Annotated in this window: 25 protein-coding genes and 1 tRNA gene; 10 read left to right on the plus strand and 16 right to left on the minus strand. The window is 41.1% G+C overall.

What is annotated here, in order from left to right:
- Positions 1–109: 109 nt before the first annotated feature.
- The 6 genes from MMU05_RS12760 to MMU05_RS12785 all read right to left on the minus strand — a co-directional run bounded on the left by MMU05_RS12760 (position 110) and on the right by MMU05_RS12785 (position 4,114).
- Positions 110–193 (minus strand) — tRNA-Leu (locus MMU05_RS12760).
- 112 nt (positions 194–305) lie between these two features.
- Positions 306–1,187 (minus strand): bifunctional 5,10-methylenetetrahydrofolate dehydrogenase/5,10-methenyltetrahydrofolate cyclohydrolase, encoded by an 882-nt coding sequence (locus tag MMU05_RS12765; protein WP_241142066.1) that lies wholly within the window; start codon positions 1,185–1,187, stop codon positions 306–308.
- 58 nt (positions 1,188–1,245) lie between these two features.
- Positions 1,246–1,596: a four helix bundle protein gene (locus MMU05_RS12770; RefSeq protein ID WP_241142067.1), complete on the minus strand. Its 351-nt coding sequence runs from the start codon at positions 1,594–1,596 to the stop codon at positions 1,246–1,248.
- 74 nt (positions 1,597–1,670) lie between these two features.
- A complete protein-coding gene (gene lepA / locus MMU05_RS12775; protein ID WP_241142068.1) occupies positions 1,671–3,464 on the minus strand; it encodes a translation elongation factor 4 in 1,794 nt (597 codons plus the stop codon).
- Positions 3,465–3,530: 66 nt separating this feature from the next.
- Positions 3,531–3,863: a DUF5615 family PIN-like protein gene (locus tag MMU05_RS12780; RefSeq protein WP_241142069.1), complete on the minus strand. Its 333-nt coding sequence runs from the start codon at positions 3,861–3,863 to the stop codon at positions 3,531–3,533.
- A gap of 26 nt (positions 3,864–3,889) precedes the next feature.
- Positions 3,890–4,114 (minus strand): DUF433 domain-containing protein, encoded by a 225-nt coding sequence (locus MMU05_RS12785; protein ID WP_241142070.1) that lies wholly within the window; start codon positions 4,112–4,114, stop codon positions 3,890–3,892.
- Positions 4,115–4,205: 91 nt separating this feature from the next.
- Here MMU05_RS12785 and MMU05_RS12790 point away from each other — a divergent pair, with 91 nt between their 5' ends.
- Positions 4,206–4,751, plus strand: a complete 546-nt coding sequence (locus MMU05_RS12790) for a DUF4924 family protein (RefSeq protein ID WP_241142071.1) — start codon at positions 4,206–4,208, stop codon at positions 4,749–4,751.
- 1 nt (position 4,752) lies between these two features.
- Here the strand turns inward: MMU05_RS12790 and MMU05_RS12795 are convergent, their stop codons facing one another.
- On the minus strand, positions 4,753–6,681 hold the full coding sequence (locus MMU05_RS12795) for an AAA domain-containing protein (RefSeq protein ID WP_241142072.1): 1,929 nt from the start codon (positions 6,679–6,681) through the stop codon (positions 4,753–4,755).
- A 70-nt stretch (positions 6,682–6,751) separates the two neighbouring features.
- Here MMU05_RS12795 and MMU05_RS12800 point away from each other — a divergent pair, with 70 nt between their 5' ends.
- Together MMU05_RS12800 and MMU05_RS12805 are read left to right on the plus strand one after the other, a co-directional pair.
- On the plus strand, positions 6,752–7,345 hold the full coding sequence (locus MMU05_RS12800; RefSeq protein WP_241142073.1) for an acyl carrier protein phosphodiesterase: 594 nt from the start codon (positions 6,752–6,754) through the stop codon (positions 7,343–7,345).
- Positions 7,342–7,803, plus strand: coding sequence for a hypothetical protein (locus MMU05_RS12805; RefSeq protein ID WP_241142074.1), 462 nt, complete (start codon positions 7,342–7,344; stop codon positions 7,801–7,803). The genes MMU05_RS12800 and MMU05_RS12805 overlap by 4 nt, the downstream gene beginning before the upstream one ends.
- Here the strand turns inward: MMU05_RS12805 and MMU05_RS12810 are convergent.
- The 4 genes from MMU05_RS12810 to MMU05_RS12825 form a co-directional block, all read right to left on the minus strand.
- Entirely contained in the window at positions 7,800–8,843 is a 1,044-nt protein-coding gene (locus MMU05_RS12810; RefSeq protein ID WP_241142075.1) for a porin, read from the minus strand. The genes MMU05_RS12805 and MMU05_RS12810 overlap by 4 nt on opposite strands.
- A gap of 42 nt (positions 8,844–8,885) precedes the next feature.
- Complete coding sequence (locus tag MMU05_RS12815; protein ID WP_241142076.1) at positions 8,886–9,425, minus strand: inorganic diphosphatase; 540 nt, start codon at positions 9,423–9,425, stop codon at positions 8,886–8,888.
- 143 nt (positions 9,426–9,568) lie between these two features.
- Positions 9,569–10,660, minus strand: coding sequence for a hybrid sensor histidine kinase/response regulator (locus MMU05_RS12820; protein WP_241142077.1), 1,092 nt, complete (start codon positions 10,658–10,660; stop codon positions 9,569–9,571).
- Positions 10,653–12,767, minus strand: a complete 2,115-nt coding sequence (locus tag MMU05_RS12825) for a sensor histidine kinase (RefSeq protein WP_241142078.1) — start codon at positions 12,765–12,767, stop codon at positions 10,653–10,655. Before MMU05_RS12825 ends, MMU05_RS12820 begins: the two co-directional genes overlap by 8 nt.
- Positions 12,768–13,214: 447 nt before the next feature.
- Between MMU05_RS12825 and MMU05_RS12830 the strand changes: the two genes are divergently transcribed.
- Positions 13,215–13,679 carry a response regulator gene (locus MMU05_RS12830; protein WP_241142079.1) on the plus strand — a complete coding sequence of 155 codons (465 nt, stop codon included), beginning with the start codon at positions 13,215–13,217 and terminating at the stop codon, positions 13,677–13,679.
- A 2-nt stretch (positions 13,680–13,681) separates the two neighbouring features.
- On the opposite strand, the gene MMU05_RS12835 is transcribed toward MMU05_RS12830, so the two are convergent.
- From MMU05_RS12835 to porX, 3 genes are read right to left on the minus strand one after another with little or no spacing between them, the layout of a single operon-like run.
- A complete protein-coding gene (locus MMU05_RS12835) occupies positions 13,682–14,896 on the minus strand; it encodes an alanine dehydrogenase (RefSeq protein ID WP_241142080.1) in 1,215 nt (404 codons plus the stop codon).
- Positions 14,877–15,320 (minus strand): tRNA (adenosine(37)-N6)-threonylcarbamoyltransferase complex ATPase subunit type 1 TsaE, encoded by a 444-nt coding sequence (gene tsaE, locus MMU05_RS12840; RefSeq protein WP_241142081.1) that lies wholly within the window; start codon positions 15,318–15,320, stop codon positions 14,877–14,879. Before tsaE ends, MMU05_RS12835 begins: the two co-directional genes overlap by 20 nt.
- Before the next feature lie 6 nt (positions 15,321–15,326).
- Positions 15,327–16,886 (minus strand): T9SS response regulator signal transducer PorX, encoded by a 1,560-nt coding sequence (porX, locus tag MMU05_RS12845; RefSeq protein ID WP_241142082.1) that lies wholly within the window; start codon positions 16,884–16,886, stop codon positions 15,327–15,329.
- A 63-nt stretch (positions 16,887–16,949) separates the two neighbouring features.
- On the opposite strand from porX, the gene MMU05_RS12850 reads away from it, so the two are divergent.
- From MMU05_RS12850 to MMU05_RS12875, 6 genes are read left to right on the plus strand one after another with little or no spacing between them, the layout of a single operon-like run.
- Positions 16,950–18,176 (plus strand): HD domain-containing protein, encoded by a 1,227-nt coding sequence (locus tag MMU05_RS12850; protein WP_241142083.1) that lies wholly within the window; start codon positions 16,950–16,952, stop codon positions 18,174–18,176.
- Between the two features lie 16 nt (positions 18,177–18,192).
- Positions 18,193–19,215, plus strand: coding sequence for a UDP-3-O-(3-hydroxymyristoyl)glucosamine N-acyltransferase (lpxD, locus tag MMU05_RS12855; RefSeq protein WP_241142084.1), 1,023 nt, complete (start codon positions 18,193–18,195; stop codon positions 19,213–19,215).
- 39 nt (positions 19,216–19,254) lie between these two features.
- The gene (locus MMU05_RS12860; RefSeq protein ID WP_241142085.1) at positions 19,255–20,649 is read left to right on the plus strand and encodes a bifunctional UDP-3-O-[3-hydroxymyristoyl] N-acetylglucosamine deacetylase/3-hydroxyacyl-ACP dehydratase; all 1,395 of its coding nucleotides are present in this window, start codon (positions 19,255–19,257) and stop codon (positions 20,647–20,649) included.
- On the plus strand, positions 20,646–21,425 hold the full coding sequence (gene lpxA / locus MMU05_RS12865) for an acyl-ACP--UDP-N-acetylglucosamine O-acyltransferase (RefSeq protein ID WP_241142086.1): 780 nt from the start codon (positions 20,646–20,648) through the stop codon (positions 21,423–21,425). The genes MMU05_RS12860 and lpxA overlap by 4 nt, the downstream gene beginning before the upstream one ends.
- Positions 21,426–21,431: 6 nt before the next feature.
- Positions 21,432–22,064 carry an ABC transporter ATP-binding protein gene (locus MMU05_RS12870; protein ID WP_262917675.1) on the plus strand — a complete coding sequence of 211 codons (633 nt, stop codon included), beginning with the start codon at positions 21,432–21,434 and terminating at the stop codon, positions 22,062–22,064.
- 49 nt (positions 22,065–22,113) lie between these two features.
- A complete protein-coding gene (locus tag MMU05_RS12875) occupies positions 22,114–22,605 on the plus strand; it encodes a hypothetical protein (RefSeq protein WP_241142087.1) in 492 nt (163 codons plus the stop codon).
- Positions 22,606–22,663: 58 nt separating this feature from the next.
- Here the strand turns inward: MMU05_RS12875 and MMU05_RS12880 are convergent, their stop codons facing one another.
- The gene (locus MMU05_RS12880) at positions 22,664–25,051 is read right to left on the minus strand and encodes an endonuclease MutS2 (protein WP_241142088.1); all 2,388 of its coding nucleotides are present in this window, start codon (positions 25,049–25,051) and stop codon (positions 22,664–22,666) included.
- Positions 25,048–25,398, minus strand: a complete 351-nt coding sequence (locus tag MMU05_RS12885) for a DUF4296 domain-containing protein (protein ID WP_232826804.1) — start codon at positions 25,396–25,398, stop codon at positions 25,048–25,050. The genes MMU05_RS12880 and MMU05_RS12885 overlap by 4 nt, the downstream gene beginning before the upstream one ends.
- Positions 25,399–25,460: the final 62 nt, after the last annotated feature.

A 25,460-nucleotide genomic window follows, 5' to 3' on the forward strand; every position in this document is an offset into this window, starting at 1 on the left:
TTTTCAAAATAAGAATAAATTCAAAAAATAAAAACTAACCTCTCCTGTAAAATCTAATTGGTAGAACGGATATAAATGAAAAAAGCCCCGGAAAAGATCCGAGGCCATGTGCGCACGAGAAGATTCGAACTTCCACACCCGTAAGGGCACCACCCCCTCAAAGTGGCGTGTCTACCAATTTCACCACGTGCGCGTTTTTTGAGGTCTGCAAAAGTAGAAAGGTTTGCTATTCCCTGCAAGGGTTAATTTAACTTTTAAAAGGTTTTTGGCTAAAATTTCAACCACCAATTCCCTTCAAATTGAAATTAATGATAGATTTTCTTTTCCGCTGCCAATAAGGTATTGTAAAGCAGGGAAGCAATGGTCATCGGGCCTACTCCGCCTGGAACAGGAGTGATGGCAGACGCTTTTTGGGCAACTTCATCGTATTTGACATCTCCGATCAACTTAAAACCGGATTTCTTGGAGGCATCATCTACCCGATGGATTCCCACATCAATCACAACAGCGCCTTCTTTGACCATGTCGGAAGTGACAAATTCCGGTTTTCCCAATGCTACAATCAAAATATCAGCAGATTTGGCGATTTCAGCAAGGTTTTTGGTACGGCTGTGGGTAAGCGTTACCGTACAATTTCCCGGATATTCATTTCTCGCCATCAGGATACTCATCGGCGAACCTACAATATGGCTTCTTCCGATAACCACGCAGTGTTTTCCGGCAGTTTCTATTTTATACCTTTTCAATAGCTCCACAATTCCATAAGGTGTTGCTGCCACATATGCGGGCCAACCTAATGTCATGCGGCCAACGTTAGCGGGTGTAAAGCCATCCACGTCTTTTTCTGGTTTGATTTTGTTGGTAACTTTTTCGACAGAAATATGCTTTGGTAAGGGCAACTGCACAATCAACCCGTCAATTTCCGGGTTTTGGTTGATGTCCTCCACCACTTTGAGCAACTCTTCTTCGGAGACATTTTCATCCAATCTTACCAAGGTTGATTGAAATCCAACCTGCTCGCAGGATTTGACTTTTGCTCCCACATAGGTTTGGCTAGCACCATCACTGCCCACGAGAATGGCTGCCAAATGGGGGATTTTACCTCCTTCATTCTTTATTTCTGCCACCCTTTGAGCGATTTCTCCCTTTATCTCCTCGGAGGTTTTTTTTCCATCAATTATGACCATTGGATTTACGAATTACGAGTTTGGATTTACGAGGCTTCTTGGAATTTCTCCAGGCAAATTATGACCTTGAAGTTTTTAGACTTGCTACTATTATTGCCACAATCTCATCAGCTTCTTTAATCAACCGTTTAATCTCATTTGTTAATTCCAGATTAGAATTTATTTCTTCAATTACTTCAAGGAAAAACTGGCTTTCGTCGGCTTCCTCCTCCACAATCTTCAATTTATTAATAAAATCCGCCTTTGACTTTGCTCTACTAACCGCCCGATAATTTGCTGCTACCGAACTTGAACACCTGATTAATTGATTTACAAAACTGTTATATTCTCTCGAATGAGGCAATTGCGAACACAATCGCCAAACATCAATGGCAAACTGCTTTGTCCTTTGTTTCATTTCAACCTTCAATTCCGAATCATTTTAGTGAGTCAATTATGAAATTTAGGAATGAAGTTCAAATAAGCCTCGTAATTCGTAAATCATCAATCCAACTTAAGTACAGCCATAAACGCTTCCTGCGGGATTTCGACATTGCCGACTTGCCTCATGCGTTTCTTACCTTTTTTCTGTTTTTCGAGAAGCTTACGCTTACGCGAAATATCACCTCCGTAACACTTGGCCAAAACGTTTTTACGCATGGCTTTCACAGTTTCTCTCGCAATGATTTTTGCACCGATCGCAGCTTGGATTGCAATCTCAAACATCTGTCTCGGTACCAATTCGCGAAGCTTTTCACAAAGTCTTCTACCCCACTCATATGCTTTGTCTCTATGAACAATCGCTGACAAAGCATCGACGATTTCACCGTTGAGCATCACATCCAAGCGTACCATATGAGACTGTTTGAATCCGATCATTTCATAATCTAGGGATGCATATCCTCGGGAAATCGTCTTCAGCCTATCAAAGAAATCAAATACAATCTCTGCCAAAGGTATGTCAAAAGAAAGTTCAACACGGTCGGAAGTCAGGTAAACCTGATTTTTGATTATGCCCCTTTTGTCCATACAAAGTTGGATCACCGGTCCGACAAATTCCGCCGCCGTGATGATGATTGCCTTGACATAAGGTTCCTCGATATGCTTAAAAAGCGTGGGATCCGGCATGTCGGATGGTGCATTGATCAGTTTGTATTCGTTGTTGTTCATCAGGGCTTTGAACTGAACGGACGGTACGGTTGTGATCACCGTCATGTCAAACTCACGCTCCAAGCGCTCCTGAATGATCTCCATATGAAGCATTCCCAAGAACCCGCAACGGAATCCAAAACCCAAAGCTGCCGAAGTCTCTGGTTCCCAAACCAGCGACGCATCATTGAGTTGGAGTTTCTCCATGGAAGCTCTCAATTCTTCAAATTCGGTAGTTTCGACAGGATAAATCCCGGCAAAAACCATTGGCTTCACATTTTCAAAGCCTTTGATGGATTCTGAACAAGGATTCTTGACGTGCGTGATTGTATCACCCACTTTTACTTCTTTGGCTACTTTGATACCAGATATCAGGTAACCCACATTTCCCGCATACATGGTTTGTTGCGGAATCTGATTGATCCCCAAAATTCCTATTTCATCGGCAAAATACTCTTTGCCTGTATTGACAAATTTGATTTTATCACCTTTGTTGATGGTTCCGTTAAAAATCCGGAAGATTACCTCCACTCCCCTGAATGAGTTGTAAACCGAATCAAAAATCATTGCCTGAAGGGGAGAATCAATATTTCCTTTTGGAGCTGGGATTCTTTCCACTACCGCATTGAGAATATCTTCGATCCCAATACCTTCTTTGCCTGATGCCAAGACGATATCTTCCCTATCGCAGCCTATGAGTTCAATAACTTCATCTGCCACCACTTCTGGATCGGCTCCCGGAAGGTCGATTTTGTTCAATACCGGGATGATTTCAAGATCATGACCGATAGCCAAGTAGAGATTGGAAATGGTCTGGGCTTCAATTCCCTGCGAGGCATCCACAATCAAAAGCGCTCCTTCACAGGCAGCAATTGACCTCGATACTTCGTAAGAAAAATCCACGTGTCCCGGGGTATCGATCAGGTTCAGGGTATATTCCTCACCTTTGTAATTATACTTCATCTGGATAGCATGGGACTTGATGGTGATCCCGCGCTCCCGCTCGAGGTCCATATTGTCCAACAACTGATCCTGCATCTCTCTGTCAGTCACCGTATTGGTAAACTGCAGGAGACGGTCTGCCAATGTACTCTTCCCATGGTCAATGTGGGCAATAATACAGAAATTCCTAATTCTTTGCATATCCATTCTGGGCGCAAAAATAGATAAAATTGTGGGTAAAATTGGTATAGACTCAAACTATCCAAAAGAAAATCAATTTATCTCGAGGTAACAGTCTTCGTCTTGATTTAAAAACTCATGAACCAATTCTATGTTTGAAATTAATTTTTGAATAATGGCTTGTGTAGACATGTTACCAAATTTTAATCGGATTACTTTAGGAGGACATCCATTTAGCACGCTCAAAAAATAAAAATCTGAATCTTTTGTAAGAATGGAATAATTCGATTTTTTTGACCAATCCCAGATATGCTGATCGGATTCAGTCAGTTTTTTAAAGTCAGAAATATGGGTGATCTCAGTAAAATATTGACTTAACGGCTTTTTTATTCGCCACTTTAGATTTTCATCAATAAGAATTTTCATTTTTTTGGAAAAAAGTCGCAATGAAACTAACCTGAAATATGAATTTTCTTTTCGGCATCTGCAGCGTATGCCAAACTTGCCATAATATCTTCCCTAGTCAATTCAGGAAAATCATCTAAAATTTCTTCTGTAGACATGCCTGAAGCTAAGTATTCCAAAATATCATAGACGGTGATCCTCAATCCCCTTATACAGGGTTTCCCGCTTCTTTTCCCAGGCTCGATGGTGATGATTTCCTTATAGTCTGGCATAACGATTTTTCTTAAATGTACGCACTTTCTCATTTATTGTTAAAAACCAACCTTTCTTATTTTCTTTGCACCATCAATCAAAACTTGAAAAATGAGAGCAGTTGCAGAAAAGAAAAAAGCCCAAAATATTCCTGAATACATCATTTATATGTACCAAATGGAGGATTTACTTCGGGTCTATAATTTCAGCATGGAGGATATCCGGCAATATGTGATCTCCCACTATCCTATTTCGGAAGCAGAAAAATCAGAGGCGGCAGTTTGGTTTAGCGATATGGCATTAGATATGGAAAATGCAAAAGTGGAAGAATCCGGACATCTACCCCAAACCCAGGAATTGGTAGACAAACTCGCCTCTATCCATTGGACCTTGCTCAAAACCGACAAGGATTACTTTGATCTGTATCAAAAAGCAAAACCACATTTCATCCGTCTTTTGCTCGAAGCTGGAGAAAATGCCCCCAAACATGAGATCCAGATTGCCTTGAATGCCATTTACGGACAGTTATTGGCAAGGCTGAGAAGTAGGGAAGTTCCTGATGATATCTTGGAGGCCACAGATACTTTTGGAGACATTCTCAGTTACCTGAATTGGGAATATTTTAACCAACAGGAAGGAAAAACCAGACAAAACTGAGCTACTCCAGATATTCAAAGACACTTTTGTAACAGCCATTGGCATCAATGTAATCAAAGAATGAGTTGTAAAAAGGATGGATGCTCAGCGTCGCGCTGTCCCCTACAACTATCAATTTTCTTTTTGCTCTGGTCAGCGCCACGTTCATTCTCCTAGTATCTGCCAAAAAACCGATTTCTCCTTTTGCATTGGACCTGACAAGGCTGATGACAATAATATCCCGCTCCTGTCCCTGAAATCCATCAATCGAGTCGATGGTCAACAGTTCAGAGAAAGAGCGGAGGTTTGGAAATTCATATGATTCAAAAACCAATTCATTAAACCTTCTGACCTGGGCGCGATAGGGTGCGATGAGTCCGATATTCCATTGTTTGGTTTTGATCTCAGCGATCCCGATTCTCTTGATCAGCTTTTCAAGGTTTCGGAGTGAAAATCTAGCTTCATCCAAGTTAAATGTACTCAACGATTCTTCTTCTTGAAGCTCACCATAGCCACTCCCTGCTGTATCAATAAATTCCAGCACAGGTTCGTCAGGTCCCAAGAAATGAAGCAGGGTGTTATCTGCAGCTTTTAACCCGTTATGATAAAAGTACTTGCTCGAAAAACCCATGATCAGTTCCGGCATTCTATATTGAAGGGAAAGCATTTTCGAAGCTTCAGGTTTTCTTTTGATCACTTTTTCAAATAGCGTTTCACTCAATCCATTTTTGGCAGCTTCGTAAGATTTGATGGTTGGCGGTAGCTGACAATGGTCGCCCGCCATCACCACTTTAGAAGCTTTCTGGATCGGAATCCAAGTAGCTGCCTCTAATCCTTGGGCTGCTTCATCTATAAATACAATCGGGAAAGTCATTCCTTTCAGAGCCGAATTGGCGGCGCCGACAAGCGTACAAGCAACTACTTGGGTATCTTGGAAAATATCATACACAATATAATCCTGAAGACTTTCTGCTTCATCCTTACAGCGGTTGGCTTCATCAAAGAACCTACGTCTTTCCATTCGATCTTCAGGTCCAAAAGTGCGTTTGCGTTTTTGTCCAAGCTTTCTGAAGTCGTCTGCTGACTTTTTGATTCTCTTAAGATCCTTGTAGCTGTCGTGCATCGCTATCTTGGCATCCAATGTCTGGGACAGGATATGGTCCTCCACTCTTGCAGGATGTCCTATGCGAAGGGTTTTTATTTTGTATTCCAGTAATTTTTCCACCAGATAATCCACAGCAGAATTGCTCGGCGCACACACCAACACCTGCCTGCACTCCTCCAACGACTGAGCGATAGCCGCAACCAAGGTGGTCGTTTTGCCTGTCCCAGGAGGCCCGTGTATGATGGCAATATCCTTAGAGGATTTTACCAAATCCAAAGCTTCGTTTTGACTTGAATTGAGATGGGGAAGAGGTACAGAAACAGCAGCGATAAGTGTAGGCGTTTTTTCCCCCAATAAGATCTGTTTCAATTCTCCCAATCGGCCTTTTTCTGATTTGATAACTGCTTTCATGGCAGATTCCATCTCCCGGTAACTCGCTTCATCAAAAAGCAAATCAATCCCCAATTTGCCCTGATGCATCCACTCGGGAACTTCCTCAGCCTGCAATGTCACTGTCATGACATCTCTTTTTACCTGATTAATCACGCCGCTGATCCGATGGGACTGGGATTGGAATAGAGCTTGGTTGGAAAAAACCGAAACAGACTTCCCAGATTGAAACATATGCGGGGTAGTAGTGTCAAATCTTTCAAATTCGACGATAAGACGCTCCCCAAAACCAATTTTTGATTTTTTTACCTGAACGGGATACCAGCATACGCCTTCATCTTTTTTATCTGAAATTGAGGTATATAAAAATTTTTTCTTGTACTGAACCAGGTCTTCTTCCCACTCCTGCTTTAAAAGTTTTAAAGAATTCCCTAATTCTTCCTGAATATTTCCCATCTATTATTACATTTAAAATCGAAAATAACTGATAATCTATCTCACCAACCAACACTCTAAACATTAAATCGTGAATTTTCTAGCACACGCCTATTTGTCCTTCGGGGATCCCAAAGTCCTAGTCGGAAACTTTATTGGGGATTTTGTCCGAGGGGACATTGATAACATGTATGACAAAGACATTGTTGTAGGCATCAAACTTCATTGGAGTATAGATAAATTCACTGATTCACATCCTGTGGTAAAAGAAGCCCAAGCGATATTGAGACCCGAATATGGGAGATATTCCATGGTAATCACGGATATGTATTTTGATTATTTTTTGGGAAGGTATTGGAAAAACTACCACCATGTGCCCTTGGACCAATTTGCCGAGGAGGTTTATACCACCATTGATGAATACGCGGATTCATTGCCGGAGAAATTTTTACAGACCTTCGGATACATGAAGTATTACAATTGGCTGGCAGGATACGGAGAACTTGACGGCATCAGAAGGGCTATGACAGGAATGGCGAAAAGAGCCAAATTCAATTCAAAGATGGAAACTGCCCATGTGTTCCTTGACCAGCACCATGAATACCTGAAAGTCCATTTTGGTGATTTTTTTGAAGATATAGTGGCCCACTCCAAGAAGACACTCAAGGAATTGCGCAACCCATGATTCACTGTAGACCAAAAGCGAGTACCTATTTCGTACTTGGGCTGATTGTTTTGGCACAGGTTTTCGGACTCATATACACGCTTAATCATTTTGCGACCAAAAGAACCTATCCTACTTTTATCTATCTGTCGCTGACAGTATTTCTCACCTTGGTGATCCTTTTGATATTGGTAAAAATGATGGCAGGCTTCAAAATCATCTCTTTTGGCAAAGATCAAATCATTACAACACTCCCCTTGAGGCGAAAAAGTACCACCTACAACTTGCCTCAGGTGCTGGCTTGGGAAGAAGAGTCGGTGATCACCAACAAAAGAGAATTCAAGCAGCTGACGCTGGTATTTGAAGACAAAAACTCCTTTACCATCAGTAACCACGAGCACCTCAACTACAATGAGTTTTCGGTTTACCTCCACAAAAAACTTTTGAAGAAAAAGATAAAGGAACGCAAAAAGCCTTAAAACCAGACTGCCAATGATCCTGTCAAGGCAAAATTACCCTGGCTGAATCCTGCATCAGGAAGTGAAAAAATCTCATCAGGGCTTATAAATTTTCTTGCCTCCACCCTAAGTAATGCCATTTTTTTGATGTTGTAGTCAAGATTTGCAGAAAACCCGGACACTTTAATTCCATTATTCAAAATGATGGCATTTGGATCAGCATAATATTCAGCCCTTCCGGCAACTGAAAAATTGTCACCAAGACCTCTTTTTAAAGATGCAATCAAGCCAACCCATGAATCAATGCCGTCGGACAAAGTTTGCTGAATACCAAAATCCGCCCCAGCAATAGCAGTCCATTGGCCTTTTTCGTATATGGAATAAAAATTATTGAAAAATCTGTTGAGGCGGATTGGATCAGGATTTTCATTTCCAAAATAGTTGGAATAATTGATAGTAAAATTCTCGCTAGGCATAAACTTTATTGCTGACCCAATACCCAATGACTTGTTTCCCTCTTCCCTGACAATGTTTTGCCAGCCATTCGTCAGCCAAAGTTGGATTTCCCATTTTGGATTTGGGTTAAAAGTAAATTTCCCGCCGGTAAAAAAATAAGGGGAGTTTTCTGCCAAGAGACTCCGTGTCAAATTGATACAATCCCTTCCGTACCACGATTCAAAACCAATATAGGAAGGCATGACTCCAACGTCAAACCATAACTTTTCATGAAGCTTGATTCCTAGCGAGGCTTCATTGAGGTATTGTGCCCACTTAGGCTCATTGGCAAGGTTATACTGGGCGTAAGTTCCCGCCATCAGGGCGAGATTTCCCCTTATCATGTCACTTTGATAGGTTGCTTTTAGGAGAGCAAGGTTGATGCTGAATTCATTGTGCCTATTGAAGTTATATAAAAAGTCAGGCCTGAGATTATCTTCTGGCCGATTAAAATCATAACTGTAATAGGCTTCAAGATATCCGGAGAAAATAAAGTTTTTCTCTATATCCTCTTGGGCGGACAGTTTTCCGATCAAAAAGAAAAGGAAGATGACTGCTCTTTTCATGGGTGAAAAAGAAAAACCCGGATGTTTCCAACCGGGCTGTAATTATCTCTTGGTTCTGAAATTCAGGTCGTAAAGCTCAACGCTTTCTTGAATAATTTTATAGGCTTCTTCTTTTCCTAAAAAATCCTCCACTTTGACTTCTTTGTTTTCAAGTTTTTTGTAATCCTCAAAAAACCTATGGACCTCTTTCATCAAATGGGGAGGAAGTTCATCGATGTCATTGATGTAATTCACAGATTGGTCTTCAGAAGCAACTGCGATGATTTTATCATCTGCCTCTCCTCCATCTACCATCCTCATCACGCCGATTACTTTTGCTTTGACCAAAGTCATGGAAGGAATGTCGATCTGAGAAATAATCAAAATATCCAGGGGATCTTTATCATCACAGAAAGTCTGTGGAATAAACCCATAATTAGCAGGATAATGGACGGCGGAGAACAGAACCCTGTCTAACAAAAGCATTCCGGTCTTTTTGTCCAACTCGTATTTGCCTTTACTGCCTTTAGGGATTTCAATTACGCCCATTACAAATTCTGGGGCTTCTTTGCCAATATTGACATCATGCCAAGGATTGATCATATCTAAAAACTTTTTGGTTTGGAAAATTGAAACAGAGCACAAAGAAACGCGAAAATCACTTGTAATCAAACATTCATGAAGCGGATTCCCGGATGGAGAATTGTCTTTGAACTTAAAAATATGTCCTTTGCTGATTACTGAGTTTAATTAGGAATAAGGCTCGGCAACAATACTGTCACTTTTGTCCCTACATCTTCCGTAGAATCCAACTGGACCTTGCCACCCATTTGGGTTGCAGATTCTTTGACCATATAAAGTCCAAGTCCTGAGCCTACATTTTTTTGAGTCGCTCTTTGGAATAAATTAAACACATCATTAATCAACTTATCTTCAATCCCGACTCCGTTGTCTTCGACGATTATCGTCGCAATGTTTTCTGTGACGTCGATGGTCAATTGGATGAATTTATCCTGAAAATTTTCTTTTTGGAAGACTACGGCATTATGAAACAGGTTGTTGAGAATTACCCGGATTTTGGAATCATCTGAGTTGAAAATGGTGTTTTGGTTGACCTCGATTTTGATATCAATACCTTCCAGATTCCACTTCTGCTTGTAAATTTCAAGCTGTTGGGAAACGACTTCTTTAAAATCTATTTCTGTAACCTTGTTTTCCATTTTTGTGGACCTGTAGAAATCGAGCATTTTGTAAATAAACTCGTCCAATTTGTCCGTGGCAGTATCAATCAAATCAAAATATTCCAAAACAGAGGGGTCTTTGGCCTCCATTTTGGCAAGTTTGGATACGCCAGAAATACTCATCAGAGGCCCTCTCAATTCATGTGAAAGGGAATAAACAAACTGATTCATCTCAGAATGGATTTTCTGAAGTCTTTCATTTTTATCCTTCAGTTCTTTTCTGGCAAAATAGATATCGCCTGCGGTCTTGATGGCATTTTTTATCTGCTCTATATTCCATGGTTTGTCAATAAACCGGTATACCTGCCCCCTGTTGATCGCATCTATGACGTCGGCAATGTCTGAATACCCGGTTAGCAAAATCCTGACAGGTTCGGGATTAATTTTCATCAGTTTTTCAAAGAATTCCACTCCATCCAATCCCGGCATTCTTTGATCGGCAATCACCACATGAAGCTCTTCTGTTTCCGCTATTTTCAGTCCCTCAAATGCATCGATGGCAGTAATGACTTTAAAGTCCCTCCTCAAACTCGCCTTAAAGGAGTTTAGGTTATTGTCTTCGTCGTCTATATAGAGTACTTTAATCTTGTCAGTCATGCTGCGGGGTATTTTGATATATTGGAAGGGTAATGATAAAATTGGTTCCTTTGCCTTGCGCCGTACGAACCTCCAGTGTTCCTTTGTGGTTTTCGATGATGGTATAGACAATTGAAAGACCCAGACCTGTACCCTTCCCTACTGCTTTGGTTGTAAAAAAGGGTTCAAATATCCGCTGTTTGACATTTGCAGGCATTCCAAACCCATTGTCTTCTATTTCTATTCTTATTTTTTCTCCGATATGGATTGTTCTAATCGTAATTTTGGGGTCAGTGATTTTATCCAGATTTTCGACCAAAGCGTGAATGGCATTGGTAATGATATTCATAAACACCTGATTGAGTTTTCCCGGCAGACATTCAATTATCGGTATATTACCAAATTCCCTATACACCTGTATTTTGCCGGACATGGAGCTGTTGAGCAAAATCAAAGTACTGTTGATCCCATCATGGATATCTACTCTTTTGACATCCTGCTCATCTACACGTGAAAACAACCTCAAGCCTTTGACAATTTCGACCGTTCTTTTTGCTCCTTCTTCCATTCCTCTCAAAAGCTGGTCTATTTCTTTGAGAATATAATCGAACTCGATGTCATCCTCGACCTGCTTCAAAGCTTTTTTGGAAGAATCGGTAAACTCGAGCTTTCCTTTCTCCCTGTAGGCATTGACTACTTCCAGCAGATCATTGATATCTCTTTTGAGCGGAGAAATGTTAGAGCTTACAAAGTTGATCGGATTATTGATTTCGTGCGCTATTCCGGCTGTCAATTGTCCCAATGAAGCCATTTTTTCTTGGTTGACCAATTGTATTTGAGTATTTTGGAGATTATGGAGCGTGAGTTCAAGCTCTTCGGTCCTTTGTTTTACCTTTTCTTCCAAAAACTCATTTTGTTCTATTATCCTACTTTCATGCTCCTCAAGCAATTTGAGTTTTTCTCTTTGCTCTTTTTCATTCTCTCTTTTTTGGTCATTAATCCTGTCTGCCAATGCAAATGACAGCAGGATGACTCCCAAAGTTGCCCCAAACGGCATCATATAGAAGTAAGTTGGAGAAAAGGGCATCAATCCCATTTGGGTCAAAACAAAAATAAATATACCCACCATAAAGACCGACCAAGCAATCAGGAAATACCTCGCAGGTTTGAACCCTTTCTTAAGAATGAAAATAGAAATCAGAAACGCATAAGGAATCACGATGGCCTGTGTCACCAAAAAGACCGCGTATGTAATGGTCAAAAAACCCAAAACAGTACCCGCAAGAATAATTCCATAAACAATATAGATTACCTGTATTCCTTTGTCCAATTTTGGAAGGTAGACTTCTGTCTTGAGGAAAGATTGGACAAACATGAGTGCGACGATACTTCCCAGAACAGAAAAAAGGACATTTGACCTTAGATTCATCCATATCCAGTTGGGCCAGATCAATTCCTGGGCAAATCCCAAAATAGAAGTCTGGCCTAACCAAACCAACAAGATGTAGGCAACGTAGATCAGATAGGTGTTGTCATTGAGGGAAAAATAGAGGAATAGATTATAAAAAAAGAGCCCGAAAAACACCCCTGTAAAGATTCCAAAAAGGATATTTTCAAAATTTAGCCGGTTATTGATGGCTTGCATGCCGGCTATACTTGCAGATACAATCCTTTTATCGCTGCTTTTTATTTTGAGGTATACTTCATCCATACCTCCCATTTTGGTTTCAAGGTCAAAAATTATTTTGCGGGAAGGCACCAACCTATCATAGAGATCATGGATCCTTCCACTTGTTTGGTTTCCCCTTACTTTTCCGTCCCGCACCAGATAAAAGTTTACTTCATCTAAATTTGGGTTATTGATCACGAGGTATTTTTTCTCGCCCTTTTTTCCTGTCGATTCCACTTTAAACCTCAGCCAAACTGCTTGCTCACCTAGACCGAAATTTGGATTTTTGGATAAAATCGGCAGGAAGTCGGAGCTGTAAATCACGTCATTGATTTCCAAGTCTTTGCCGTTTTCCATTAAAAACTCATAATTGGAAACATCCACCATAGTGGACCCAATGTCCAATTGGAGTACCGGAGCGTATAAAAAGAAGAAAATTTTGACAAAAAAAACTAACATAGAATCAGTATTGGGATGGGTAAAGCCTGGTGAACTCCATAATGACTATTTTGTCCAAATTGTCTATACTCGGGTAAATGAATATCCATGGCTGCAACGGTCGGTGGGAATCCTTCCACTGTTTCAAAGAAAATTTTAGGAATTTCTTTTGGACATAAAACCAAAAGGCTAGGAAATTCAAACCCCTAAACAAAATTTCAATTGGATGGAGTAAATCAAGCGATGAAGCCAATCTCATGTAGAGGCAGTAAGGGTGGATACCAGCGATAAAGTTATGTTATTGCACCAATAATCATAAGAGAAATGTAAAAAAAATTAAAAAAAAAGAATTTTATACCGACATTTGAATGAATCCTTGCAAAGGGAAAAATTTTTTTGGTGAAAATTATCATTAAGTTGAATATATACTTAAACTTGTACCTAAAGTCTCACTACTAGTAAATTCAAATGTCCGAGTCACCCAAAGAAAAAATCAGGATACTTTATGTAGATGATGAAGAAAACAACCTTCAGGCATTCAAGGCTACATTTAGAAGAGATTACAAGATACACCTTGCACTTTCTGCCGAGGAAGGCCGGGGTCTTTTACATTCCAACGAGGTGGATATCATCATCACGGATCAAAGGATGCCTGATGAAACCGGTGTTGATTTTTTGGCTTCTATCATTCCAGAGCATCCTGACCCAATAAGAATTTTATTGACAGGTTACACTGACATCCAGGCAGTTATTGACGCCATCAACAAGAGTCAGGTATACCATTACCTGACCAAACCTTGGGAGGAGGATTACATGCGGACAGTCATCAAAAATGCGTTTGAAGTGTTTTCGCTTAGGAAAGAAAATAGAAAACTGATGGAAGACCTTGTTGAAACCAACAAAAACCTTGAGGTGATGCTCCATCAAAAATAATATCAATACCGGGCTGCAAGGAGCAATAAAAGCTCCTTGTGGGTCATTGAAAATTTCCTTGCCAGATAGGCGTTCGTCAAGCTTCCTCTGTAAGTGTACACCCCTTTCATAAACCATTTATAATTAAAAATCATTTCTTCGGCTCCACCCAGGTCTGCCATATGGAGTAAAATGGGTGTAAAAATATTGCTCAAAGCACAGGAAGCTGTCCTTGAAACCCTTGAAGCAATATTGGGCACACAATAATGGATCACACCATGTTTGACAAAAGTAGGGACATCGTGAGAAGTCATTTCTGAAGTTTCGATGCAGCCACCCTGATCTATCGATACATCTATGATGACGCTTCCTTCCATCATCGCGGCGACCATTTCTTCACTTACGACAATTTTGTTTCTTCCTTTTTCAGCCCTGAGAGCGCCTATGACGACATCGGCTTCCTTGATGGCATTTCCCAAGGTATAATTATCTATTGTTGAAGTGAAGACCTGCTGACCGAGAAGGTGCTTGATCCTTCGAAGTTTATAAATATGGTTGTCAAACACTTTGATGCTTGCACCTAATCCCAATGCTGTCCTTGCGGCATATTCAGCCACAGTTCCTGCACCGACGATGACCACTTGGGTGGGAGGAACACCGGTTACGCCCCCCATGATCAAACCTTTTCCGTTGTTGACGCTAGATAAGTATTCCGCTGCTATCAGCATTACTGTGCTTCCGGCAATTTCACTCATGGCCCTTACCACAGGCATGCCCCCAACTTTATCCTCTAGGTTTTCATAAGATACGGCTGTGATCCTTTTTTTATTAAGGGCATGGATAAAGTCTGCATTCTGCTTACCCAATTGGAGGGCAGATATCAGGCAGGAACCGGAGCGCATGTAATTGATTTCATCCTCTGTTGGCGGCTCGACTTTGATGATAACTTCTGCATCAAAGGCCTCCTTGGCGGTATAGACTACCTTTGCACCGGCATCTGAATATTCCTTGTCGGTAAATTTTGATTCTTTGCCCGCGTTTGTTTCCACCAAGACCCGCTGTCCGTTATTGACAAGTAGCGCTACTGCATCAGGTGTCAGAACGACTCTTTTTTCCTGAGCGGCCGTTTCCAAGGGCAACCCTATCAACAAAGAGTTCTGTGAATTTTTAACTTTTGCTACTGCTTCTTTGGGATAAATCCCAACCTCTTCCCTGATTTCAACCATCTGTTTGCCCATTAATAACCCTTTTTAAGGTGATATTTCTTCCTTCCTTTTCATCCACTTCGATTTGGATATGGATAAAATCAGAAGGAAGATATCCTGCGATTTTTTCAGCCCATTCTATCCAACAATGTCTGCCACTATCCAAATATTCGTCCAGCCCAATTTCCAAAACTTCCTCCGGATCTTCGATTCTATAAAAATCAAAGTGGTAAAAAACTTCTCCCTCAGGGTTTTGGTATTCATTGACTAGCGAAAAGGTAGGACTATTCACCCTGTCTTTCACTCCCAAAATCCCTGCAATTTCCCTGATCAGAGTGGTTTTACCTGCACCAAGATCCCCTTTGAAAATCCAAATTTTGTCAAACTTGCCAAAGTCTATGATCTTTTGGGCTGCGGCATGAATCTCTTCTATACCGGGACAATAATACTTTTCCAAATTTAATTAAATATTCTTTGGTTCGAGTCGGATAATTGGAACAATCATTTCTTCAAGAGACACTCCCCCATGTTGGAAAGTATCCTTGTAGTAATTTACATAATAATTGTAATTGTTCGGGTACGCAAAGAAATAATCTTCTACGGTAAAAACATAGCCCGTTGATATATTGAACCTAGGAAGTTTGGCATCCTCCGGCCGGGAGATTTCAAATACTTTCCCACTTTCAAAATTCAGATTCTTGCCCTGCTTGTATCTGAGGTTGGTGGTTACATTTTTATCTCCGATGATTTTGTAAGGTCTGGTTACCCTTTTTGTACCGTGGTCGGTAGAGATGATGACTCCGGCTTTGGCAGCATGAATTTTCTTGAAAAGGTCAAATAAGGTAGAATGTTCAAACCAACTTTTGGTCAAAGACCTATAGGCAGATTCATCCGGAGCAAGTTCTCTGACCATTTTGATATCGGTTCGGGCATGTGACATCATGTCCACAAAATTGTAGACGAGGACATTCAGGTCATTGTTCAACAGCTGATGAAAATGGTCCAACGCTGCTTTACCCTGATAAACCTGAAGGATCTTATTATAGCTGAACTTGATATTCAACTTGTTACGGTGGAGATTTTCGGACAGAAAATCTTCCTCATGGTTATTTTTTCCTTCATCGGTATCTTCTCCTTCCCACAGTTCGGGATGGAATCTTGCCATATCGGAGGGCATCAATCCACTGAAAAGTGCATTTCTCGCAAAGGCCGTAGTCGTAGGCAAAATACTGAAGTAGGTACTTTCCTCTGAGGTGTTGAAGTATTCAGAAATAAGTGGCTTGATCACCTCCCATTGGTCAAGCCGGAGATTGTCGATCACCACAAAAAAGAGTGGCTTCCCCTGCTTGATATGGGGAAACACTTTCTCGGCCATTAAACGATGAGAGAGTATTGGCTTATCGGATTTGGGATCATTGATCCAGTCGATATAATTGTTTTTGATAAATTTGGCAAAAGCGGCATTGGCCTCGGTTTTTTGGGTATCCAGGACATCCTGCATCCCTTTGTTTTCGGTCCCGTCAATCTCCATTTCCCAATATGTCAGCCTTTTGTAAATGTCGGTCCATTCCTGATGCGTAGAGGCTTCATCGCAGGCCATGCTGATATTCATAAAATCCTGTCTGTAAGACAGGTTCGTTTTTTCGGTGATCAGCTGCTTGTTTTGCAAAATCTTTTTTACCGAAAGGAGAATTTGGTTTGGGTTAATGGGCTTGATAAGGTAATCAGCGATTTTACCCCCGATTGCATCATCCATGATATGTTCCTCTTCACTTTTGGTAATCATTACGACAGGAACCTGCGGTTTGAGCATTTTGATTTGTTGCAAAGTCTCCAATCCTGTCATTCCGGGCATCATTTCATCAAGAAAAATCACATCGTAATTATACTTCTCCACCATTTCAATGGCATCTACACCGCTATTGACAGTAGATATTTCGTAGCCTCTCTGCTGTAAAAATAAAATATGTGGCTTGAGAAGATCGATCTCGTCGTCCGCCCATAGGATTTTGAACCTTTGCATAAAATTTGGTTTACTTCTTTTAAATTTATAATTACTTTTGAGACCTATCAAATGTCTGCGACATTGAAACGCCATAAAATTTTGAATGATCCTGTTTATGGATTTATCACCATACCCAGTGAATTGATTTTTAGCATTATTGACCACCCCTACTTCCAGAGGTTACGTCGTATCAAGCAACTAGGTTTGACAGATTATGTCTATCCAGGTGCTCTCCACACGAGATTTCACCATGCTATCGGCGCCATGCACCTGATGAGCATTACTTTGGACAACCTCAGACATAAAGGTATCGAAATTAGTGAGGAAGAATACGAAGCAGGATTGATTGCTATTTTATTGCACGATATCGGGCATGGACCTTTTTCTCATGCTTTGGAATTCAGCATACTTCAAAACATCCCCCATGAATCCCTTTCTCTCCTTGTCATCCAATTGCTCAATAAAGAATTGAACAACGGGCTGGACTTGGCCATTAAAATATTCAGAGGGGAATACGAAAGGAAATTTTTCAACCAATTGGTTTCCAGTCAGCTTGATATTGACAGGCTTGATTACCTCCAAAGAGACTGCTTTTTTACGGGAGTTTCGGAAGGAGCCATCGGTGCAGATAGGATTATCAAAATGATGGATATCAAAGATGACCGTTTGGTAATCGAAGAAAAAGGAATTTACAGTATTGAAAATTTTCTGAGTGCACGCAGGCTGATGTATTGGCAGGTATACCTCCACAAGACCACCGTGAGCGCAGAAAAAATGATGATCAGCCTCATCAACCGTGCAAAATACCTCATGCAAAATGGGCAAAACCTGGTCACCACGGATGAACTTTCCTATTTTCTAAAAGGTAATTTTACCTTAACGGACTTTGAAAACAAGGAAGACTCACTAAAATGCTTTCTTGCTTTGGATGATTTTGATATTTGGGGGGGCATCAAGCTGTGGAAAAACCATGATGATTACATTCTCAATAACTTATCACGCATGTTTTTGGAAAGGAATCTCTTTAAAATAAATCTCAGAAATGATGAGTTTTCAAGTTACGACATCGAGGAGGAAAAAATAAAACTGCTGCAAAGGCTTCAGATACCGGAAAGTGACCTTCCCTATTTTTTTAACCATGGCGTTTTGAGTAATCATGCTTACCTCAACACGGAGCAGATTTTCATTTTGACCAAAAAAGGAAACATCATAGATGTGGCCATTGCAGCAGATCTTCCGAATATCAAGGCAATGAGTAAAATTGTGAAAAAACACTACATCTGTCATGCCAAAAAATTAACTTTATAAGCTCTAAACCTACTCTATGGAATTTTCTCTTGGTCAAATTGCACAACTAATTGGCGGAAAAGTAGAAGGCGACAGTTCCCTCAAGGTAAGCCGCCTAGATAAAATACAGGATGGTTTGCCGGGGGGCATAAGTTTTTTGTCCAATGAAAAATATGAATCTTTCATCTATGACACAAAAGCCACAGCCGTCATTGTGTCCGAAAATTTCGAACCTCAGAAGCCTTTAAGCACTAACTTGATCAGGGTTAAAAATGCCTATGAAGGGTTTACGATGCTTCTTGAAGCCTATGCCATGATGCTACAATCCTCCAAATCAGGCAAAGAGGAACCTTCATTTTTTGACGAGTCAAGCACAATGGGTGAAAATTATTACAGAGGGGCATTTTCATATGTGGGAAAAAACTGCATTATCGGCAATTCTGTAAAAATCTATCCCAACGCCTTCATCGGAAACAATGTAAAAATCGGGAACAATACCGTCATCCATGCCGGAGTCAAAATCTATGACAATACACAGATCGGGGATAACTGCGAATTCCACCCCGGTGCTGTCATCGGCGGAGACGGATTCGGATTTGCACCATTGCCGGATGGGACGTATAAAAAAATCCCCCAATTAGGAAATGTGGTCATAGAAGACAATGTCAGCATCGGCACCAATACCACAGTTGATTGCGCCACGATGGGTTCTACTTTGATTAAAAAAGGAGCAAAAATTGACAACCTTGTCCAAATCGCTCATAATGTTATCATTGGCGAAAACACAGTAATAGCAGCCCAAACGGGTATTTCCGGCTCTACAGAAATCGGCAAAAACTGTGTGATTGCAGGAAAGGCCGGGATAGTAGGGCACATAAAAATCGCTGATAACACGACCGTGGGCGCTAATACAGGTGTTTCCAAAAATATAACCAAGTCAGGACAGACTCTTTTTGGTTATGTGGGATTTGATATCAAAGATTTCTTAAAATCTTACAGTCTTTTTAAAAAACTGCCCGAACTAAACGACAGAATCAGAGAACTCGAAAAAAAACCATAAATTTACGCGTCGTAAAATGAAGGAGATTAATAGGATCGGATGAGAGTCAAACAGCATACCATAAAAAAACAAGTTACCGTCTCAGGAGTAGGTCTCCATACAGGGGTAATATCAAACATGACTTTTTTGCCGGCCCCGCCGAATCACGGATTCAAATTCCAAAGAATTGATCTTCCCGGAATGCCGATTGTGGATGCTGACGTGGACAATGTCGTGGATATTTCACGGGGCACTACGCTTGAGCAGAATGGAGCTAGGGTATTTACAGTTGAGCATGTACTTGCTTCCCTCGTCGGATTAGAAATTGACAATGTTATGATCCAGTTGGATGGCCCTGAGCCTCCAATTATGGATGGTTCTTCGATCCAATTTATCGAAGTTTTGGAAGATGTGGGACTGGAAGAACAAAATGCCCTCCGTAGATTTTTTGAAGTACCTGAAAGTATCACCTACCGTGAACCATCGCGAGAAGTAGAAATGGCTGCTTTGCCGCTAGACGACTACCGTGTCACCGTCATGGTGGATTACAACTCTCCTGTGTTGGGGAGTCAGCACGCTTCCATCACGAGTATAAGTCAATTCAAAACTGAAATTGCCTCGTGCAGGACTTTTTGTTTTTTGCATGAGCTTGAAATGCTCTACAACCAAAACCTCATCAAAGGAGGAGACCTAAACAATGCCATTGTGGTCGTTGACAGAGTGGTAGAGGAAAAAGAATTGGAGCATCTCGCCAAGATGTTCAACAAGAAAAAAGTCGAAGTCCGAAAAGAAGGTATCCTCAACAATGTAGAATTACGCTACAAGAATGAACCCGCAAGGCACAAGTTGCTGGATGTGGTAGGGGATTTGGCATTGGTGGGAAGACCATTGAAAGCCCAGATTTTGGCTGCAAGACCCGGACATGCTGCTAATGTTGCTTTTGCCAAAAAAATAAAGCGGGCGATGGAAAAATCGGGTTCGGTACATATTCCCCATTATGACCCGAAGCTTCCTCCGGTTATGGATATCAATCAGATCAGCAATATACTACCGCACCGATATCCATTTCAGCTCTTGGATAAAATCATTTATCTGGATGAAACAGTAGTAGCAGGTGTTAAGAATGTTACCATCAATGAGCCCTTCTTTATGGGTCACTTTCCAAACAATCCCGTTATGCCGGGTGTTCTTCAAGTGGAAGCAATGGCTCAGACAGGAGGTATTCTGGTATTGAGCACCGTAGATGACCCGGAAAAATATTGGACCTATTTTTTAGGTATTGAAAGTTGCAAGTTTCGAAAAATGGTGCTACCCGGAGATACCTTGGTTTTCAAATGCGAATTGCTTGCTCCCATCAGGAGAGGAATCGCAAAAATGAAAGGAGAAGCTTTTGTGGGTAACACCCTTGTATGTGAAGCAATTATGACAGCAAGTATAGTCCGAAAAGAATCATGATCAGTCCTCTATCATACATACACGAAAAAGCCACTATCGGAAAGGATGTGCAAATCGACCCTTTTACTATGATTCACGAAAACGTAGTAATCGGTGAGGGAACCTGGATCGGATCGAATGTCACCATTTATTCGGGAGCCAAAATCGGCAAAAACTGCAAAATTTTTCCAGGTGCAGTGATCGCTGCCATTCCTCAGGACCTCAAGTTCCAGGGAGAAGATTCGACCGTCGAGATAGGGGAAAATACCACCATCAGGGAATGTGTGACCATCAGCCGTGGAACAATAGACAAAAGAACCACCAAAGTCGGAAGCAATTGCCTCCTGATGGCCTATGTACATATTGCCCATGATTGTATTGTCGGCAACAACGTCATTATTGCCAATGCAGTGCAGGTGGCCGGACACGTATCTATAGACGATTGGGCCATCGTCGGCGGAAGCAGCGCCATCCATCAATTTGTAAAAGTGGGAATGCACTCCATGATTTCAGGAGGCTCTTTGGTAAGAAAAGACGTTCCTCCATTTACTAAAGCTGCCCGCGAACCGCTTAGCTATGCCGGCGTAAACAGTTTGGGATTGAGAAGAAGAGGCTATTCCAGCGAAACCATCAGCCACATCCAAGAAGTTTACCGCTACCTGTTCTTAAATTCTTTGAACAACAGCAGGGCACTTGAGGAAATTGAAATCAACCTTCCTGCCACCAAAGAACGGGATGAAATCATCAACTTTATCAGATCCTCCGAAAGAGGTGTGATGAAAGGTTACATCAGTTGATTTATAATGGAACTGAAGCTGAACCAGGCATCCAAAAGATTCCAGTTTGAATGGATTTTTAGAAACATCAGCCTTCACATTCCGGCTTTTTCCCATTGGGCCATTACAGGTAGTAACGGTTCGGGAAAATCCACCTTGTTAAAATGCCTTTCAGGAATCAACCCGCTCACTCAAGGGTCGATATCCTATTTTTCCGAAGGAAAAGAAATAAATGGCAATGATATTTTTAAATCCCTCGTCATCAGCGCACCTTATATGGAGCTGCCTGAGGAATTTACTTTACTTGAGTTGCTTCAATTTCATTTTAAGTTCAAGAGCCCTGCTGAAAACATCAACCTCGATGCCATGATGGATATCATGTACCTCAAGGCACATGAAAACAAACCCATTTCCCAGTTTTCTTCGGGTATGAAACAAAGATTAAAGCTCGGTTTGTGTTTTTTTTCTGAAAGCAAACTTGTTTTTTTGGACGAACCTACCTCCAACCTCGATAAGCAGGGTGTAGATTGGTATTTGCAGTTGGTAAAACAATTTTCGAAGAATAAGACCCTTTTCGTCTGTTCCAATGATCCCAAAGAGTACGGTTTTTGCCCTAATGAGATTAAAATTGAGGATTTCAAGCACAAGCAAAAACTTTGATTATTCGACTGAATGATTAATTTTACAGAAATTAAATCGCCTAGAAATTATGCAAAAACAAATATTTAGCATCCTACTCTTTGGATTGGTGGTCCTTGGGATTTTTTCTTGTAAGGATAAAAAAGACGATCCAACTCCAAACAAAACCCCTGAGGAATTGGCAATTGAAGAACTTACAAGCGGATCCTCACAGATTTGGACAATTGCAGGAGGTGGTTCTGTAATTAGAGATGGCCGGTCAGAAACCAATATCTATCAGACCTTCGAGCTGACGCTTGCTGCGAATTCATCCAGCAAAACGTATGTGACGATTAACAGCAATGACCTTTTTGATGCAAATGGAAATTGGTCTTTTGTAACAGGTGGACTTGACAAGCTTTTGCTTACCGGATCAAAACCTGTCGCAAACAATGAAATTTCTTGGACCAGAACAGCTGACAACCTGATTTTAAGATTCAGTATCGTAGCACCCGGAGCCCGTCAGTTGGGAACAGCCGCAGTTTTGGGAAGCTATGTATTTACGCTTAAGAAGAAAGCATAAAAAATATTTTCCTGAAATTCAAAAGGGCATTCCAAAAATATTTGGGATGCCCTTTTTTTTATGCTTTTAGTGTTACCAAGGTCACTCCCGCACCGCCTCTATCGGCATGTTCATCCTCAAGTTTGGCTACCTGATTCATATTTCTCAAAAGGTTACGGGTAATTTCCTTCAAAATCCCATTTCCCTTGCCATGAACTATCCTTAAGTCTTTGAGCCCAAGCATATAGCCATCATCCACAAAAGCCTGAACCAACGGGAGAATTTCTTCGCCTCTCAATCCACGGATATCAAGATTGGGAGAAAATTCAAGCATTTTGGCGTTGGTATCAAATCCCGTTCTTTTGGCAAAGGTTTTCTTTTCCTTTTTTGCCTCTGAGAGTGAAATCTTCTGAAGTCGGTTGATCTTGACATTGGACTTCAGGTCTCCGATACTAATTTCAGCTTCCTTTTTCTTCAAAGCCAAAACCTGCGCTATAGCGCCATTGTCTATCAATCTCACAAAATCGCCTACCTGGATTTCACCTTCCAAGTCTTTAATTTCAGGAATGACAATAACTTTTTTCTCAGGCTTGACTTTGACTTTCAGATCCTCGATTTCTGTCCTTAGCTGCTTGGTGATTTCTTTGTCACCCTTGCTTTTTTTGATATCAGAAATGGTGTTTTCAATCTTTTTGTTGACCTCATCCAAAAGCGTTTTGGCTTCAGCTTTAGCGTCCTGAATGAATTTCTTCTTATTCTGATCGATATTGTCTTTGAGTTCTGTGTATTCTTTGACTTTAAGGTCCAGAACCCTTTCTTTCTTCTTGTTTTCATTGACCAGCTGCTCATAGTTGGCAAGCTGATTTTCCAGCTTGGTAAGCATCTTGTCATATTTAACACGGTCTTCTCCGATATGCATTTTGGCATAGTCGATGATTTCCTTCGAAATGCCGATTTTAGAGGCGATCTCCAAAGCAAAGGAGCTTCCAGGCTTGCCCAAATCCAATTGATATAAAGGCTCAAGTTTCTCTACATCATAGCGCATCGCCCCGTTTATCAAACCTTGGTTTTTGGAGGCGACTTGCTTCAGATTACCGTAATGTGTGGTCAAAACTCCGTATGCTCCTGTTTTATTCAGAGCCAACAGAATCCCTTCAGCAATGGCCCCGCCAAATTGCGGTTCGGTCCCTGTTCCGAATTCATCAATAAATAGAATGGTCTTCTTGTCGGCAAACTCAGTGAAAAACTTCATGCTCATCAGGTGCGAGCTATAGGTACTGAGGTCATTTTCGATATTCTGCTCATCCCCAATATCGATGAAAAAATTATCGAATAGCGAGCAAGTGGAATGTCCGTCCATAGGAACCAACAATCCGCATTGCAGCATGTATTGGACCATGGCTACGGTTTTTAAGGTGACGGATTTCCCGCCGGCATTGGGTCCGGAAATCACCAACAACCTCCTATTGTGGTCCAGAGTGATATTGAGCGGAACGATTTTTTTGTGCTGCTGCTTCAATGCAAACTCCAGCAAAGGATGTCTTGCATTGCTCCATTCCAACTGTCTTTCTTTTTTTAGAATAGGCCGGGAGGAGTTGGTTTTGATCGCAAATCTGGCTTTGGCACGGATAAAATCCACCATGCCCAGGAAATGATATGCTCGCCTGAGTTCAGGAATATTTGGCCTCACCGTATCGGTAAGCTTGGTCAGGATCTTTTGGATTTCCCTTTTTTCCATGTACTCCAAGTCCTTCAACTCATTGTTGATATCCAAAACCTCTGCGGGCTCGAGATAGACTGTCTGACCGGTAGCTGATTCATCATGGATAAATCCCTTGATTTTTCTTTTGCTTTCAGCCAAAACCGGAATCACCATCCTGCCGCCACGGATTGTGACAGAAGCATCTTCGGGAGTCAGTCCTTTGGCTTTTGCATCCCTAAAAATCCTGTCCAAAACCTTTCTTAACCGGTTTTCTTCATACAAAATCTGTGACCGGATCAGGGAAAGTTCTTGTGAGGCGTTGTTACGGATTTTACCTTTTTCATCGATTATCCGCTCTATGGCTTTGAGGATCGTATTGTCCAATGCCACCAATCCAAGCAAATTAAAGAGGTTGGGATAGGTTTCTTCATGATCTCTGAAAAACTCAAGACAACGGCTCAAGGTAAACAGGGAGAGCCTCATTTCGTGAAACTCTTCCTCATACAGAAAGCTACCTTCGATTTTTGCTTTCTCGAGGTAGGGATAGATATTGGTAAAATTAGAAGAGGGAAACAATTCACCCGATTCGAGGATGGCTTTGAATTCGGATGTTTGGTCTAGAAGTTTTCCGACCAGGTTGGGGTCTTTCGAATACCCCATTTTATCCACAAAATCCATCCCAAGAGGTCCGGTGCATGCTTCTTTTAACAATTCCCGGATTTTGGTAAAATTGATTTTCTCTTCGAGATTTTTTGGGTAAATCATGGGTTGGGATTAGGGGTTCTTGCTTTTTCAACTACATGAAGGGAATCGATCGTCCTTGCATAAATCCGGTCCATCGTCTTTATGTCCAGCATGTAGTATTCCAAGCTCTTTTTGAAAACAGTATCAGCGATATCATGTTTTAAAAAAACCTCATTTTCAAAATAGGGGTATAATAACCTTGAAGAATCATAATGTATCGGAAATGATGAAACCATACCTTCAGCCAAATGGATGTCAATGAGCACTTCCACCATTTTATCTTCGGACAGGATGCCTTCGGGGATTTCTTGCTTGCTGCAGGCAATTCCCACAAAAAGCATCAACAAAAGAAAGATTTTATTTTTCACAGACCAAAATTAATCAATTCCGACAATGAACAAGAAAATTGATTGGTTTACCTTACGTCCGA

This window comes from Cognataquiflexum rubidum (genome assembly GCF_022538115.1).
GTDB classification, from domain to species: domain Bacteria; phylum Bacteroidota; class Bacteroidia; order Cytophagales; family Cyclobacteriaceae; genus Cognataquiflexum; species Cognataquiflexum rubidum.

Excerpts from the sequence above, each read along its gene's own strand:
- MMU05_RS12805 (WP_241142074.1), top strand. The coding sequence starts at position 7,342 with ATGATTCACTGTAGACCAAAAGCGAGTACCTATTTCGTACTTGGGCTG.
- MMU05_RS12870 (WP_262917675.1), top strand. The coding sequence starts at position 21,432 with ATGGAACTGAAGCTGAACCAGGCATCCAAAAGATTCCAGTTTGAATGG.
- MMU05_RS12830 (WP_241142079.1), top strand. The coding sequence starts at position 13,215 with ATGTCCGAGTCACCCAAAGAAAAAATCAGGATACTTTATGTAGATGAT.
- MMU05_RS12765 (WP_241142066.1), bottom strand. The coding sequence starts at position 1,187 with ATGGTCATAATTGATGGAAAAAAAACCTCCGAGGAGATAAAGGGAGAA.
- MMU05_RS12815 (WP_241142076.1), bottom strand. The coding sequence starts at position 9,425 with ATGATCAATCCTTGGCATGATGTCAATATTGGCAAAGAAGCCCCAGAA.
- MMU05_RS12790 (WP_241142071.1), top strand. The coding sequence starts at position 4,206 with ATGAGAGCAGTTGCAGAAAAGAAAAAAGCCCAAAATATTCCTGAATAC.
- MMU05_RS12795 (WP_241142072.1), bottom strand. The coding sequence starts at position 6,681 with ATGGGAAATATTCAGGAAGAATTAGGGAATTCTTTAAAACTTTTAAAG.
- lpxD (WP_241142084.1), top strand. The coding sequence starts at position 18,193 with ATGGAATTTTCTCTTGGTCAAATTGCACAACTAATTGGCGGAAAAGTA.
- MMU05_RS12880 (WP_241142088.1), bottom strand. The coding sequence starts at position 25,051 with ATGATTTACCCAAAAAATCTCGAAGAGAAAATCAATTTTACCAAAATC.
- MMU05_RS12835 (WP_241142080.1), bottom strand. The coding sequence starts at position 14,896 with ATGGGCAAACAGATGGTTGAAATCAGGGAAGAGGTTGGGATTTATCCC.
- lepA (WP_241142068.1), bottom strand. The coding sequence starts at position 3,464 with ATGGATATGCAAAGAATTAGGAATTTCTGTATTATTGCCCACATTGAC.
- MMU05_RS12820 (WP_241142077.1), bottom strand. The coding sequence starts at position 10,660 with ATGACTGACAAGATTAAAGTACTCTATATAGACGACGAAGACAATAAC.
- MMU05_RS12785 (WP_241142070.1), bottom strand. The coding sequence starts at position 4,114 with ATGCCAGACTATAAGGAAATCATCACCATCGAGCCTGGGAAAAGAAGC.
- MMU05_RS12810 (WP_241142075.1), bottom strand. The coding sequence starts at position 8,843 with ATGAAAAGAGCAGTCATCTTCCTTTTCTTTTTGATCGGAAAACTGTCC.
- porX (WP_241142082.1), bottom strand. The coding sequence starts at position 16,886 with ATGCAAAGGTTCAAAATCCTATGGGCGGACGACGAGATCGATCTTCTC.
- MMU05_RS12875 (WP_241142087.1), top strand. The coding sequence starts at position 22,114 with ATGCAAAAACAAATATTTAGCATCCTACTCTTTGGATTGGTGGTCCTT.
- MMU05_RS12825 (WP_241142078.1), bottom strand. The coding sequence starts at position 12,767 with ATGTTAGTTTTTTTTGTCAAAATTTTCTTCTTTTTATACGCTCCGGTA.
- MMU05_RS12780 (WP_241142069.1), bottom strand. The coding sequence starts at position 3,863 with ATGAAAATTCTTATTGATGAAAATCTAAAGTGGCGAATAAAAAAGCCG.
- lpxA (WP_241142086.1), top strand. The coding sequence starts at position 20,646 with ATGATCAGTCCTCTATCATACATACACGAAAAAGCCACTATCGGAAAG.
- MMU05_RS12860 (WP_241142085.1), top strand. The coding sequence starts at position 19,255 with ATGAGAGTCAAACAGCATACCATAAAAAAACAAGTTACCGTCTCAGGA.